Origin of the sequence: Alkalinema sp. FACHB-956 (assembly GCF_014697025.1) — a bacterium.
Taxonomy (GTDB): domain Bacteria; phylum Cyanobacteriota; class Cyanobacteriia; order Leptolyngbyales; family Leptolyngbyaceae; genus Alkalinema.
Genome location: NZ_JACJRC010000014.1, coordinates 102,165 through 116,740 on the forward strand (window position 1 = coordinate 102,165; position 14,576 = coordinate 116,740).

At 53.4% G+C, this 14,576-nt stretch carries 13 protein-coding genes; 5 read left to right on the forward strand and 8 right to left on the reverse strand.

Features of this window, described 5'->3' with window-relative positions; translation table 11 throughout:
• The first annotated feature begins 142 nt into the window (after positions 1-142).
• Positions 143-628, forward strand: a complete 486-nt coding sequence (locus tag H6G21_RS15610; protein ID WP_190574350.1) for a hypothetical protein — start codon at positions 143-145, stop codon at positions 626-628.
• Here the strand turns inward: H6G21_RS15610 and H6G21_RS15615 are convergent.
• From H6G21_RS15615 to rimP, 5 genes are all read right to left on the reverse strand, one after another.
• Positions 625-1,791, reverse strand: coding sequence for an aldo/keto reductase (locus H6G21_RS15615; RefSeq protein WP_190574351.1), 1,167 nt, complete (start codon positions 1,789-1,791; stop codon positions 625-627). The two genes, H6G21_RS15610 and H6G21_RS15615, sit on opposite strands and share 4 nt — an antisense overlap.
• Before the next feature lie 173 nt (positions 1,792-1,964).
• Positions 1,965-5,270 carry a translation initiation factor IF-2 gene (infB, locus tag H6G21_RS15620; RefSeq protein ID WP_190574352.1) on the reverse strand — a complete coding sequence of 1,102 codons (3,306 nt, stop codon included), beginning with the start codon at positions 5,268-5,270 and terminating at the stop codon, positions 1,965-1,967.
• A gap of 554 nt (positions 5,271-5,824) precedes the next feature.
• Positions 5,825-6,091, reverse strand: a complete 267-nt coding sequence (locus H6G21_RS15625; RefSeq protein WP_190574353.1) for a YlxR family protein — start codon at positions 6,089-6,091, stop codon at positions 5,825-5,827.
• A 97-nt stretch (positions 6,092-6,188) separates the two neighbouring features.
• The gene (gene nusA, locus H6G21_RS15630; protein ID WP_190574354.1) at positions 6,189-7,508 is read right to left on the reverse strand and encodes a transcription termination factor NusA; all 1,320 of its coding nucleotides are present in this window, start codon (positions 7,506-7,508) and stop codon (positions 6,189-6,191) included.
• A 209-nt stretch (positions 7,509-7,717) separates the two neighbouring features.
• On the reverse strand, positions 7,718-8,185 hold the full coding sequence (rimP, locus tag H6G21_RS15635) for a ribosome maturation factor RimP (RefSeq protein WP_190574355.1): 468 nt from the start codon (positions 8,183-8,185) through the stop codon (positions 7,718-7,720).
• Positions 8,186-8,403: 218 nt separating this feature from the next.
• Here rimP and rpmI point away from each other — a divergent pair, with 218 nt between their 5' ends.
• The 4 genes from rpmI to H6G21_RS15655 all read left to right on the forward strand — a co-directional run bounded on the left by rpmI (position 8,404) and on the right by H6G21_RS15655 (position 10,894).
• On the forward strand, positions 8,404-8,601 hold the full coding sequence (gene rpmI / locus H6G21_RS15640) for a 50S ribosomal protein L35 (protein WP_190574356.1): 198 nt from the start codon (positions 8,404-8,406) through the stop codon (positions 8,599-8,601).
• Between the two features lie 227 nt (positions 8,602-8,828).
• On the forward strand, positions 8,829-9,182 hold the full coding sequence (gene rplT, locus H6G21_RS15645; RefSeq protein ID WP_190574357.1) for a 50S ribosomal protein L20: 354 nt from the start codon (positions 8,829-8,831) through the stop codon (positions 9,180-9,182).
• Between the two features lie 249 nt (positions 9,183-9,431).
• On the forward strand, positions 9,432-10,241 hold the full coding sequence (locus H6G21_RS15650) for a transporter substrate-binding domain-containing protein (protein ID WP_190574358.1): 810 nt from the start codon (positions 9,432-9,434) through the stop codon (positions 10,239-10,241).
• Positions 10,242-10,366: 125 nt separating this feature from the next.
• Complete coding sequence (locus H6G21_RS15655; protein WP_190574359.1) at positions 10,367-10,894, forward strand: tetratricopeptide repeat protein; 528 nt, start codon at positions 10,367-10,369, stop codon at positions 10,892-10,894.
• A gap of 157 nt (positions 10,895-11,051) precedes the next feature.
• Here the strand turns inward: H6G21_RS15655 and H6G21_RS15660 are convergent, their stop codons facing one another.
• The 3 genes from H6G21_RS15660 to H6G21_RS15670 are packed head-to-tail and all read right to left on the reverse strand — an operon-like array spanning position 11,052 to position 14,573.
• Positions 11,052-12,926: a sodium:proton antiporter gene (locus H6G21_RS15660; protein WP_190574360.1), complete on the reverse strand. Its 1,875-nt coding sequence runs from the start codon at positions 12,924-12,926 to the stop codon at positions 11,052-11,054.
• Positions 12,927-12,936: 10 nt separating this feature from the next.
• Positions 12,937-14,298, reverse strand: coding sequence for an MltA domain-containing protein (locus H6G21_RS15665; protein WP_347278032.1), 1,362 nt, complete (start codon positions 14,296-14,298; stop codon positions 12,937-12,939).
• 23 nt (positions 14,299-14,321) lie between these two features.
• On the reverse strand, positions 14,322-14,573 hold the full coding sequence (locus tag H6G21_RS15670) for a hypothetical protein (protein WP_190574361.1): 252 nt from the start codon (positions 14,571-14,573) through the stop codon (positions 14,322-14,324).
• Positions 14,574-14,576 lie beyond the last annotated feature (3 nt).

Sequence of the window (14,576 nt, forward strand, 5' to 3'; positions counted from 1 at the left end):
TCCATCAAGCCCATCGTTTACAATCCTCTAACATCCTGATTACGCAATCTTCATCCCCAATCTTGATCCCCAAACCCTGATTGCCCATGGTCACAGCGCTAGCTGATCTGGGTAAATTCAGCTTACACGGAGAATTGATATTGTGCTGAGACGAAGCCCGTGGGGGCCTTTACGTTATTTACCCTGGGATGCCCTGCTAGGGGTCGCATTGTTGACGATCCTGGGAGTGGTTGTGCTGGAATGGCTGTTTTTTATCGGTTTGATGCTATGGCCTAATTTGTTAGGAAGTTTACTCAACCTTGTTTTGAAGTCTCCCTTGGTTGGAATTGTGCCCTTTGCGATCGCCCTGGCGATCGGTGCATTGGCCGTTTTCATCCTGGAACATCAGCGCTTTTGGCGATTGAGCATTACGACGCAAATTTTGTGGGGATTAGTTCCCTGCTTGCTCTTGGCTTGGATCCTTAAGGAAATTCTGCCGATTACCCCAAGGGGGGTGCTGCAAGTTTTTGTCGCGCAGACCATCAACTTGAAGGTTTTGTTGGGGCAGGTAAAGAATTCCCTGACTCTGGAGGATATTCTTGGTTGGACAGTGGGGATCTTTATTAAGGGCGGTCGGTACTGGCGTTAGTCGCCCCAGAGTCTGCGGCGGGGTTTACCGGCTAAGCGATCGTGGGTCTCGCGCAGTAATTTAGGAATTTCGAGCTGTTCGGGACAGCGTGGCAAACAATCCCCACAATCGGTGCAACGACTCGCTTTTTTGCCAGGGAACCAATGCCCTGCATTTTCAAACATGCCATAGCGATATTCGCCAAACTGCTGCATGTCATAGGCTACAGCCAGGTTCCGTAATCGCAACACTTCGGGAATATTGATCTCCTCAGGACAGGGTAAGCATTTATAGCATTGGCTACAGCGATCGTCCCCTAAGGCTTGTTGTTGATGGCTTTCTAGTCGCTGGGCGATCGTGGTGGCAAGGGTGGGAGCGATTGTTGGGGGATGGCCTAGGGCTCCATCCTGCTCTCCCGTTGCAATGTCTAATTGTTCCAGAGCTGCCTGAAGTTCCTGGGGATTGGCAGGGCCTAGGCTCAGGGTCGTAATTCTAGGATCCGTGAGTAAAAAGCCATAGTTCGCCGCCAAGGGTGACCAAGGCTGGCAAAGCTGCTTGAGGGTCTCCGGAGGGGTGTAGAGCATTCCACCTTTATCTCCAGGAGAAATAATAAATACCCCCATGTCCTGCGCTTGGGCTTGGGCGATCGCCGCCCGGTTCCGTTGGAAAAAGAGGCCATAGTGCAAATTTACAAAGGAGAATTGCTCCGTCCCGATCGCCCCCAGAATCACCTCTAAGGATCCATGGGTTGAAAAACCGACATGTCGCACTCGTCCATCGGCGATCGCCCGCTGCACCGCCTGCATACAACCCGTTGCAGACCGAATCCAGTCGAGGTGGGTTACGGTATTGATCCCATGGATCGCTAAACAGTCGAGGTAGTCGGTTTGCAGTCTTTCTAGGGATTGATCAAGGGCCCGTTCCATGGCCGCTGCATCTGGAGTGGGCGTGAGTTTGGTGGTCAAAATCAAGTCCGATCGCGGCCAGTTTCCCTGTTGCAAGGCTTGTCCCAGAAAGCGCTCACTGCTGCCATAGCCTTGGGCCGTTTCCAGATGATTGATCCCCGCCGCGATCGCGGTCTGCACCGTTTGCTCCATCACCGCTTGCGACGCTAAACACCGCATCGTGCCTAGGGAGGCTACGGACATCTGAAGCTGAGTTTTGCCAAACCGACGATACTGCATAGCGCGACTGTGGAATCACGAGGGACAGGGATCTGAGAGCTCCCCCAATCTGAGAACTCCCCAAAGTTTTCAAAACAAAAGAGCAGGGATAGACACCTGCTCTTTTAAGTCCTATGTAGATTGGATGTCTCTAAAAGTCAGCTAGCTAGAGCGTACTTCCAGGAGTCCGATTCCTAGCGAGAAGGCGTCAAGGTACGGCGCTTCGTGACCATGCGGAAGGTTTCGATAATATCGCCCTCTTCCCAGGCATTGAAGTTGTCAATCCCGATCCCGCACTCATACCCAGCATTGACTTCTTTGGTATCTTCCTTCATCCGTTTCAGGGAGTCCAGGTTACCTTCGAAGATCAGGTTGCCGCGCCGCTTAACGCGAATCTTACAGTTCCGAATCGCTTTACCGGACTGAATGTAGCAACCCGCCACAGCGCCCTTGCCCACTGGGAAGACGGCCCGGACTTCCACTTGACCCAGCGGTTCTTCCACCAGTTCTGGCTCCAGCAGACCTTCCATGGCAGCTTGGATATCATCCAGCAAGTTGTAGATGATGTTGTACTCCCGGACATCGACCCCGGCCCGATCGGCGGCTTGACGAGCCCCCGTTGCCAGTGTGGTGTTGAAGCCAATCAGAACCGCTTCCGATGCGGCAGCCAAGTCCACATCTGTTTCGGAAATTTCCCCAGGGGCTGCAAACAGAACCCGGACTTGCACTTCGTTCTGGGGCAACTGCTTCAGGGATCCCAAAATGGCTTCGACAGACCCTTGAACGTCCGCCTTCATGACAATGTTGAGTTCCTTGAGTTCACCCTCTTGAGCCTTGCTGGACAAGGTATTCAAGCTGACCCGACGGGAGGACATTGCCGCCATCAAGCGCGACTGACGTTTCGCTTCCGCACGGCTATCTGCGACAGCGCGGGCTTCTTTTTCGTCCTTATAGACTTCAAATTCGTCCCCAGCGGCGGGTACGTCACCTAAGCCCAGAACTTCTACGGCAAAGGATGGGCTGGCTTCCTTGACGCGACGACCCCGATCGTCCACCATGGCGCGCACTTTACCCAGTGCGGAGCCTGCGACGATAATATCGCCCACATGTAAGGTGCCATTTTGTACCAGAAGGGTTGCAACCGGGCCCTTCGCCTTGTCGAGGTTGGCTTCAATGACGGTACCCTTCGCAAGGCGATTCGGGTTGGCATGGAGATCCTCGACCTCGGATACCAGGAGAATCATTTCCAGAAGGGTATCCAAGTTTTGCCCTGTCATTGCACTCACAGGTACCATGACGGTGCTGCCGCCCCACTCTTCCGGTACCAGCTCAAACTCGGTGAGTTCTTGCTTCACCCGATCGGGTTGGGCTTCTTCCTTATCGACCTTGTTGATCGCAACCACGATCGGCACACCTGCGGCTTTCGCGTGGCTGATTGCTTCAATTGTCTGCGGACGCACCCCATCATCGGCGGCTACCACCAGGATTGCCACGTCCGTCACCCGTGCGCCCCGTGCCCGCATTGCGGTAAAGGCTTCGTGACCGGGGGTATCCAGGAAGACGACCTGCTGCATTTCGCCATTGTGTTCCACATCGACGTGGTAAGCCCCAATGTGCTGGGTAATCCCGCCCGCTTCGCCCGCTGCCACTTTGGTCTTGCGAATCGAATCGAGCAGTGTTGTTTTCCCGTGATCGACGTGACCCATAATGGTGACCACCGGCGGACGGCGCTGGAGATTCTCCAGATCTTCCTCGGAGATCATTTCGATTACTTTCTTGGCTTCCGATTCCTTCTCGGCCTGATCCACCAAGACACCCATCTCTTCGGCGACCATCGTTGCTGTCGACACATCGAGGGTTTGGGTCACCGTTGCCGCAATTCCCTTCATGAAGAGGTTCCGAATGATTTCAGTATCGGAAACCGCCATCATTTGAGCCAATTCTTGGACGGTAACGCCCCCTGTCAAAGTGATAATTTCCGGCTTCTCAACCTTGCTGGAGTTCTGATCTCGCCGATCGCGACGGGTAAACTGGCGTCGCTTAGGTTGACTGGTTGGCGTTGAAGTGGCAACCGGCTTCGCTGCACTGGCAGACTTCGGCTTGGGAGGTCGTGCCAAGGACAGACTGACCTGCGCGGGGGTGACGGCGGAATCATCGTCGTCTAGCAGATCAAAGTCTTCATCATCATCTTCTTCAATGCGAGGCCCGCGACGCTTGGCTTTTGGCCCAACCTTAGCCTTTTCTGCGCTTTCTTCGTCCTCGTCCTCCCACACCTTCCGTCGAGCCTTGGGGGGAGTTGGCTTCGCGAGTAGTTCAACGGTGGATCCCGCTTCTTTTTCGGGAGTTGCATTGCGGCTGGGCCGACCTTTTAGAACAGGTTGCTCTCTTGTGGGTTCTTCTGCCGCTCCCTCTTCAGTAGGTGCGATCGGCTTGGGCCGTTTGAGTTCAACAATCTGCGGTTTATTAGCAGGGGCGATCGGTGCTTTGCTCGGTGCTGCGGGACGGCGATCTCCCGATCGTTTCCCATCCCCAGAAGGCTTACCGGGGGAGGCAGGGGCTGCCTTTTCCCCACTGCTAGCTGCCTTGGTTTTGAGAATGGGTTTGCTGTTCAGCACAGGCCGTGCAGGAGTAGCCGGTTTAGCAGGGGCTTCTGGCTTGGGGCCACTGTTGGATTTACTCGGACTCTCCGATTTAACCGCATCTGCCTTACTAGCCTCCGGTTTGCTAGCCTCTGGCTTGCTAGCAGTGGTGGTACCACCCACCGGGCCTGCGTTCAGCGTTGGGGGTTTTGCTGCAACTACAGGCTTTGCTTCTGCTGACTTTGCTTCTGTCGGCTTCGCTTCTGTTGGCTTCGCTTCTGCTGGCTTGACTGCCGCCGGTTTGACTTCTATGGACTTAGCTGCATCCTCAGCCACGGGATGATCAGCCGACTGGCTAGGCTCTGCCTTGGAAGGGTGCAGTGGCTTGGCCGGGACGACTGGAGCAATTGGTTCAGTCGCATTGAGTTCCCCCTGATCTCCTCGAGAAGACGCAGGCTTGACCGTAAGAGGTGCATCCGCCGTTGGTGCAGCGATGGCAACTCGATCGGAAGGTTCTAGCTCCGTTGGCATCCCTGCAATCGTGGCTTCCGAGGTCAGGGAAGTTTGCAAGGCGGGTGGCCCTAGCAGTTCAGGCTTCTCACTACCAGAAGCGTCAGACCGCGTAACAGGGCGACGAATTTCCAAAATTTGTTGCTTTTTCTGACTATTCAAGGGCGTGTTGTTCCTAGGTTTAACGGTGGGCGCACTGGATTTACGGACAGGAGACGCTGTCGAGGGATTGACCTGAGTGGATGAATATTGCTGCGCTGCGCTGCGAATGCCTTCTGCCTCTGCTTCTGTAATCGTACTACTGTGGCTCTTGTATGCAATCTGCAATTGATCACAAATCGCCAAAATGTCTTTGTTCTCTAAGTTTAGTTCCTTTGATAGTTCGTAAATTCTCACTTTTCCGTTGTTCATCCACTAATCCCTCGTTCAATCCAGATTTCACATAAGTCGCCTTCTGTACTTGACTAGAACTACTACTCAGGCCGAACCTCAGCGCTTCCGCTAAGTCGATTAGGCTCCCATTGAACTCTTCAGTTCAACTGACCTTTTCCGTTCAACCTTTACCAGCATAATCACGGGCGAAGCATAAATACAATCGGCCTACGCTGAAGGTACGCTCTAGAACTCCTCGGCTTTGCTAGGGGTAGCTAGACCTTAAGCGAAAATTGACCGGGAAGCCTGTTTCTTGATCATTAGGCATCACTAGGCAGAGGGGAGAATCACTGCTGTTGCTAAACGATCGGAAGTCGCTTTAGCCTAGAGCGCAAACAGCGGCTTGTCAACTTGTTTAGAAGACTAAATTTCCCCTGACTCTTATCATTCTATTGCTGGACTGACCCGGTTGGGACAGTCCAATCGAGGAAATCTCAAGTTTTCAGGTTAAACATCTCCCAGTCTCACGACCAGAGTCTAACCGATGGAACCTCAAATAGCTGGATGGTATAAGACTCTGAATCTAACTGTTCCTAGTTTGAGAGGGTTGAGACTTCGGTAAGACGGCTCCAGAGGGTTTGATAGATCGTTTTTGAGATCGGTACCTTCAAGGATCGACCTAGGCGATCCTTGCGTTCCGCATCCCGCAAGCAAGTTGCATTGGGGCAGAGATAGGCCGATCGGCCCATCCCCCCATCCACTTGCACGGCTTGATCGGGAAATGTGCGAACAACCCGCCAAAAATCAGTTTTGGGAGCAATTTTCCGACAACTCACACATCGACGGTAGTTGGGTTCCATAGATTACAAGGGACCTCTATCACAGGGACTAGACATGACAGGCGATTCCCGATCGCAAGGCTCCATTCACCCCCTTTTTGGGCATGATTGCTGGGCATTATTCCTCTGCACTATCTGCTTGCTCGTCGGTTTCCGGTTGTTCGGCCTCCCGATCGGCCCCAGCGGTGACTTCTTCTAGGGGTTCTTCTTCGAAATCTTCCTCATCGGCTTCCTCTTCAGCTGCTGCCGCTGCCGCCGCGTCAGCCCGTTGCTTCAGTTCGACCGCAATTTTGGCATCTTCAGCCGCTCGATCGTACTTCGCCCCATCTTTGATGTCGATTTTCCAACCTGTGAGGCGAGCGGCTAATCGAACGTTTTGGCCCTCTTTGCCGATCGCGAGGCTCAGCTGATCTTCAGCCACTAGAACATGGGCTTGACGACCTTCGGGATCCATTAGACGAACTTCATCGACCCGAGCAGGACTGAGCGCATTGGCAATATAGGTGGCAGGATCGGGGGACCAGCGGATCACATCAATTTTTTCGCCGCGTAGTTCGTTCACAACAGCTTGGATCCGAGAACCCCGCGCACCGATGCAAGCACCTACGGGATCAACATCGCGCTCTAGGGTATCTACCGCAATTTTGGTTCGGGGGCCGACAAACCGAGAGGGGGGATTGGCTTCCCGCGCGACGGCAACGATGCGGACGACATCGTCTTGAATTTCTGGGACTTCATTTTCGAACAAATAAACCACGAGACCCGCATCCGCACGGGATACCAAAAGCTGGGGGCCCCGGTGGGCTCCCTCACTCACTTTTTTCAAATAGACCTTAAAGGTGGCATTGGCCCGGTAATTGTCATTCGGTAATTGATCCCGCTTCAGTAACTCAGCTTCGACTTCCGGCTGGCCAAAGCCACTGTTGACCGCCATGATGACCGACTGACGCTCAAATCGGAGTACCCTGGCTTGCAGGATGGTATTTTCCAGTTCCTGGAATTCTTCCTGAATCAATTTACGCTGCTGATCCCGTAGCTTTTGTGCCAAGACTTGCTTTGTCTGGATCGCGGCCATCCGACCAAATTCCCCTTGGTCGGGCGTCACATCCACCAGCACCTCTTCTCCTTCCCTCGCTTCTTGCAGCCCCGCATCTTGGACTTCCGAGAGGCCGATTTGATGATCCGTATTGGTCACTTCCGCAACGATCGTTTTTGTGGCTAGCACCCGGAAACTTTCTTCATCGATGTCTAGCTCTACTTCAAAGCGATTGAAATATTCTTCGTCGAAAGCATCCATTTTCTGGGTCCGTCGAAACCGCTCATACCCTTTCATTAAGGCTTCGCGCAGAGCTTCCTGCACGGCCACCTTGGGTAAGTTCCGCTCTCGGCTGATGCCATCAATCATTTCTTTCAGACCGGGCAGAGGAATACTTGACATGGGGAATCTCCAGTAATTGGGAAGAACAATGTAGACTCAGAGCCTGAACTTCAAAGGGCTAATTTAAGAAGAAATTAATGATTTAGTAGGGGATGAAATACTCAGAAAATGTAGGCTCACTATTTGGAGCAGGCAGGCATCTAAAGCAAGCGGGCTATCTGGAGCAGGCAGGTAGTTGCATCTCCCCCTCAGAGAGATCGCGGAGCCCACTAGCGTTTCTTCCGCTCATCCAGTTGCACCTGGGTGACCCGATCGCGCGGCAAGTTCATCGTGCGGCCCTTTTGATTCAGGTAAACAAACCCGTCATCTCGTCCCACTAAGTTACCCACCCATTCGGCTTTGCCATCTAACGGGCCATCTAGGGTGACTATGACAGGAAAGCCTTTAAAAGAGATAAATTCACGATCGGTCTTCAGTACCCGAGAAATTCCAGGACTAGAAACTTCTAAAACATAGGCATCGGGAATAATGCCCACCTCATCAAGAACTGCCTCAAACGCGCGACTCATGCGCTCACAATCGTCTAAGCCCGTATCTTGTTGCAGATTTCGCACATCCACCCGCAGCACTGGTGGGGTTTGGTTTGTCCGGAATACCGCTGAGACCACTTCTAACCCGAGTTCAGCGGCAACGGGTGCAGCAAGGTCGATTACTTGAGGGATGAGAGGATGGGTCATAGGACGATGGCAATAAAAAAAGTGGGGCTTGGCCCACTTCTCATGAACTAAATAGGTTTCATGGAGTCTGGTCGTGAACAGATGTCTGTTCGTCTTGCTATTTAGTTTAGCGGATTCTCTCAGAAGTGGAGAAATTGTGCATCCGATCGGATCACCTATTGCTTTCTGGCCAAAAACCACAGTAGGATTAGAGACTGTGTCGATTTGGATTTTCATCCATGCCTAAGCTGAAATCACGGAAATCTGCGGCTCGGCGCTTTAAAGCCAGCGGCAGTGGCAAGATTCTGCGTCGCAAGACCTCGCGCGCCCACTTATTGGAACACAAGAGCCCCAGCCGCAAGCGTCGTCTTGCTGGTATGACGGTTGTGAATGAGCGGGATGCCGAAAACGTTCGGAAGATGCTGCCCTACCTCTAAGGTAGGTTTTCGTCCAAGGCAGATCTGGCTGATCTGACTAAGTCCATTTAGGACGAGTAGAACGATGGGACGAGTAAGATGAAATCTGAAGACTCGCTTCCTAGGCAGATTGACTGAATGAAGACTTGATCTTGATTCAGATCGCTGCTCTGAGACTTGGGCTAGGGCTTTCTACTGCCTGGTTCCCGGTCACAATTTTCACCCATACCCTAAAGTAGAGGTTACTCATGGCACGTGTAAAACGCGGGAATGTTGCCCGCAAGCGTCGTAAGAAGATTTTAAAGCTGGCCAAGGGCTTCCGGGGTTCTCACTCTCGGCTGTTCCGGACTGCTAACCAGCAAGTCATGAAGGCATTGCGCAATGCCTACCGCGATCGTCGTAAGAAAAAGCGCGACTTCCGTCGTCTGTGGATTGCCCGGATTAACGCCGCAGCTCGGATGCATGGAATTAGCTACAGCCAACTGATCGGTAAGCTGAAGAAGGCTGATATCCAAATCAACCGCAAAATGCTGGCTCAACTAGCTGTTCTGGATCCCGCAGGATTTGCCCAAGTGGTTGAACTTGCGAAGAACGCTAGCTAGGCAGAGGGGTTAGCCCCTTGGGTTAGAGAAAGGTTAGAGAATACGGTTGAGAGATTGTAAAAAATCTCTGGGGTTGCATAGACAATCCACCGGTTGCTCAGCCAAATTGCTAACTCAGTCAATGCGATTATTGGAAGGGTGAATCATGAAGGTCTCTGGGTTTTGATGGGAGTCAGACCAAGAAGCCGTTCTGGTTCACCCTTTTCAGCTTGAAGGGAAACATTAGGGCAAAACGTTCAGGCGAAGACCATGATGGGAACAACCTTACGGGTTACGATCGCGGCTCTTGCTGGCCTGATGGGGGCTAATGTTGTGATCGGCCCTACCTGGGCTGCGGATTGGCCCACCATTCAAAAACGAGGCTACTTGAAGGTTGCGGTGGCGGACAACGCGTTTCCCCTGGCCTTTCGGGATGAGGCAGGGCAGCTCCAAGGGTTTGAAGTTGACCTAGCTCGACAGTTGGCCCAGGCGCTTTTGGGGAAATCGGAGGCTGTGCGATTTCAAGTGGTGCGATCGCGCGATCGCTTGCAAGCGGTCATGGACGATCGAGCTGATCTGGCGATCGCCCAAGTCACCGCAACGGCTTCGCGGCGGCGTGTGGTTGAGTTCAGCCCCCCCTACTACTACAACCGCACAGTTCTGTTGACGAATCAGCCCGATCTTTCCCGACTGCCCCAATCTACGAGTCTTTCCATTGGCGTTCTGCCCCAATCCAGTGCGATCGCCCTGCTCAAAGCCCAGTTTCCCCAGTCCGTTGTCGTCGAACTGCCCTCCTATGCCGTGGGCCAAGACCAGTTAGCCTCCGGCAAAATTGCTGTGATGGCCTTGGATTTCACAACCGCCCTGGCTTGGCTGCGGCAATCTCCCCGCGATCGAATTCTGCCCGACCCCCTTGGTCGGTATCCCCTAGGCATTGCTATGCCCCGAGGGCTACAATTTGCCGAATTCCGTAATCGGGTCAATCAAGCGCTCCAGAACCTTAAACAGCAGGGGTGGGTGGGCGATCGGCTACGCCATTGGGGGCTCGAAGATCCGTTAAGCGTTACAACGATCCGTTAAGCGTTACAACTCAGCGTCAAAACCCCACTCCCGTTCAAAAATCTTCCGCCCCTTTCCTGGATAGGAGCGATCGGGAAATGGGAAAATAACCCTGAACTCAAAACACTGTTTGGTATCGCTACGGTATGCAGGATAACTTACCTATTTTTTACATCAGCATTTTGCTTGTCATCCTGGTGGTGGCGGGCGTGTTCGTGTTACTTCAGGTCATCAAAACACGCAAACTCGAAAAAGCCTTGTCCCGTTTGCAAAGCAAATTAGCCCAAGGCAAGGGAACGGCTCAAGAGCACTACGAACTCGGAAGTATTTATCTCGATAAGCGATTATTTGCCCAGGCGGTAACCCAGCTCCAAAAGGCAATTAAAGCCAATCAGCTAGAAGGCCAAGACCTTGCTGCTGTCTGTAATGCCTTGGGATATGCCTACTTTGCTCAGGAACAATACGATTTGTCTATCCGCACCTATAAGGATGCGCTGAAGGCCTATGAGGAATATCCCACGGCCTGGAATAACCTAGGCCACGCCTACGAGCGCAAAAACTTGGATAACAAAGCGCTGGAAGCCTACGAGCAAGCGTTAACCTACGAGCCCAAGAATGAGACTGCTCAGCGGCGTTTGACTTCGCTGAAGAAACGGATGGTACCCTCTGCCTAAACCAGTTCTCGATCCAGACCTGCTGCCCCGTTGTGTTTGCCTAAGATGCCCATCGGGTGTTGGGATTGCAGTTAAGCTTGAAGTCAAGGCTGCAATCCTAGCAATGCGCTCCCAGAACGGCCTAGAACCCCAAAAGGACTGGAACCGTCAAGGGAAGTTAAGCCGATTGGATACTCCCTTCCACGTCCGGTAGTTTTTCCACCATGAGGCGAGGTTGGGTGGCACCTGAGAGGCGTTTGAGTAATTTAGGGCGGGGATCGTGCAACAAGTAAGTGATGCGATCGCCCACCTTAAACTCCAGTTCCGCAGGGATGACTTGCAGACAGGCTTTGCGATCGAGCAGGAGAGGCAGCAATTCTCCTTGGCCAATCAACTTCAGTAGCCGCAGCCGTTGCCCCTCGAAATCGCCTTCGTGGAGGATAGTTTCGCCTAAACGAACGGCATCGTTTTGCAGGTACTCATTCCAAGTTTTCAAGGATGCCTGGGTTGAAAAGGCTTGGCTGACCTGACCATTGGCGGTTGTGCCCTCGCGGGGAAAGACCGCTAAAACCCGGGGGGGCTGAAATTCCTCCGCTGCCCGTTGTGCCAATACAGCATTGACTTCACCATTGTCGGTCATGGCTAAAAAAGTCCCGATCGCCGCTAGCCCCGCTTCTTCCAACACTGCGGTATCCAAGGCTGTGCTGGTTAAGAGTTTCAGATTCTCCTGCGGAGGGAAGAGCGTCGGATCCGGGGCTGTATCAATTACAGTGACAGTTTCTCCCCGTTCTAGAAAAAATCGAGCCAACAATGCACTGAGGGGATGACTACCCACAATGACCGCGCCTGTCACTTCCTGAGACGTGATCCCCAACAGCTTCGCGATTGGTTGAGCGGTGAGGGACTGCAAAAATACAGTGAGGATGATGGTCAAAAATACTAAGGCTTTGACCGAGTCCCCCCCATTAATCCCCCCTTGGGTCAGCAGGATGGAAAATAGGGAGGCCACAGACGCCGAAACAATTCCCCGAGGGGCAATCCAGGACATAAACAATTTTTGCCGCCAGTTCAGGTCATCCTGCCAGGTGCAGAGCCAAATGCCGATCGGACGGACAATAAACATCAGCGCCAACACGGTGAAGACGCCGCCCCAACCCAGGGCAAAGACCCCCGCGATCGATAAATCGGCTGACAGTAGAATAAATAAGACTGAAACAGACAGCACCGTAAGCTGGCTTTTGAAGCGTTTGAGCAGTCTTTCCTGGGGTACCTCTAAGGCCCGCAAGACGATCCCTGAAGTCACCGCTGCCATCAGGCCCGCTTCACTCCGCAGCAACTGGGCTAACCCAAACCAGCCCCAGACCCCTGCTAAAACCACTAGGGTTTTGAGTTCCTCTGATAAAAAGGTTGCTTGCTTGAGGAGAACCCCCATCAGCCAGCCTCCAGAGACCCCGATCGCCGCTCCAATCCCCACCCGCAGCAGTAAATCATTCAAAACCACCAAGGGCTCTGGATTGCCGCCGCTTAGCACCACATTCAGCACCACGACGGACAGGATCGCCCCGACGGGATCAATTAAGACCCCTTCCCCTTCCAGCAATGTAGACACCTGGCGATCGACTTCCACCTGTTTCAGGAGCGAGTTAATCACCGTCGGCCCAGTCACTACGACCAGTGAGGCATAGAGAAAAGAAATCGACCAAGGAAACTCGCCCAGCCAGTGAGCCGCCATGCCTCCCCCCAGGAGGGTAATGAGAGTCCCCAAGGTGACTAAATTCCGCAGGCTGCTGGAAACCCGATCGATATCCTGCAATCGCAGGTTAAACCCCCCTTCGAACAGGATGATGGCGACTAGCAACGCAACAATCACCTCTAGGCCATCCCCGAGGCTGCTGGGGTGAATGATGCTAAGCCCACTCGGCCCGAGGGCGATCCCAAAGAGCAGTAAGAGAACAATCCCTGGAATTTTGAGAAATTCTGCCAGTACCTGAGCGCTAATCCCTGCGAGGACTGTAAAGATGATTTGCAGGGTTAGCTGGAGCGGGGTACTCATAGTCTCCAGTTTATCGTCCTTTGCGATCGTCTTTGAGCAGAAGATAGTAAAGCTTGCCGGTCGAGTGAATCAGTCCGGCCCGATCGCGCGCCCCATCTCCCGTACCCATAAAAATATCCACCCGCCCTGGGCCGATAATCGCCCCACCCGTATCTTGATCCAGGACAAATCGACTCACAGATTCTTGTTGTAGTTTCGCGTTCGGCAATTGCGTTTGGATAATCGCCAGCGCGCCGGGGGGCATCAACTTTTTATCGGTCGCGATCGATCGTTCTGCCGTCACTGGAACGCCAAGGCTGCCCAAGGCGGGGGATCCCTCTGTGTTTTTGAAAAAGACGAATCGTTGGTTCCGGGGCAGATACTCATCCAGGGCCTCCGGGCGTTGCTGAAAGTATGCAACCACCTTAGGGAGACTGAGTTCTTCGAGCTTCAGTTTGCCGTCCTTGACCAATTCACGCCCAATGCCCACGTAGGGGTGCTGGGTATGGCCGGCATAGCCGATCGTCATCTTCGAGCCATCGGCAAAGCGCAGTTGGGCTGATCCCTGCACTTGGATTAAAAACGCATCTAGGCGATCTCTCAGCCACACCAATTCTGAGCCTTTCAACAAACCCTTGCTACCTTGTAGTCCATCCTTCCCTTCTAGTTCAGCGCGGCTGGGGTGGGGCTTGGGCCATTGGGCAAAGGTGCGCGGGCGTTGATAAATCGGATACCGAAATTCTGCTGTGGGGGTACGGCTTGCGGGATAGACAGGTTCAAAGTACCCCGTAAAATCGACGGTGCCCTGACCATCCTTGCCTACGGTGGTGTAGAACTCAAATTCTTTGCGGACACTGGCTTGCAGTTGTTGTGGCGTCTCGGCGGCCAGTAACAACGCGCGGAAACGTTGGAGACTCCGCTTGACCCGATCGCGCGTAATTCCTGGAATCCGAAGCCGCAAATAGTCTGCCGCTGAGGCATCGGACTGGAGATAGCGCAAACTGTGATCGATCGATCGGATTAATCCAGGCACCTGACTCATGATTGGCTTTTCCGCCAGTAGAGAATCCAGACTCGCTTCCGCAGGGACCTCTTGTGTCCGACGGAGCGGAACTGGGCTAGGCGCTGGCGTCATTGTCGGTTTGGGAGACGCTGTCGGTTTAGGAGACGCTGTGGTCTTGGGAGACGCTGTCGGTCGGGACGATCCAAGGGAGGAATGATTTCCAGCGGGAAGGGACGATGGATACGTCGTAGGTGCGGGAGAGGGCTGGGGAGCCGTTTGGGCGAGGAGACTCCATGGACTGAGGGCAGGGGCGATCGTGAGCCCTCCCAGGATTGCTAGGATGCGACATCCCTGGCTGCGTTGCTTCTTATAGCTCTGACGCTGACTCACTTCCCCTGCCCTCAGTGGTTGAATTAATAGCGATCGACACTACCGGAGAACACAGGTTCTACCCGGATACCCAAAATGCAACTGGGGCGAACGACCATGTATTCCCCTTGGATGTTTTTAATCGGCACTTGAATAAATTCGGTGGAAGTGGACTTGGGAACGAGGTCAGTGCTGTACCACTTCTGAAAGTCTTGGATGGAGGGAAAACGAACTTCCTCTCGATGTCCCCCTTCCATCAGCAGATGAACTGCGTATTCGCTCGGCGTTCTAGGCATAGC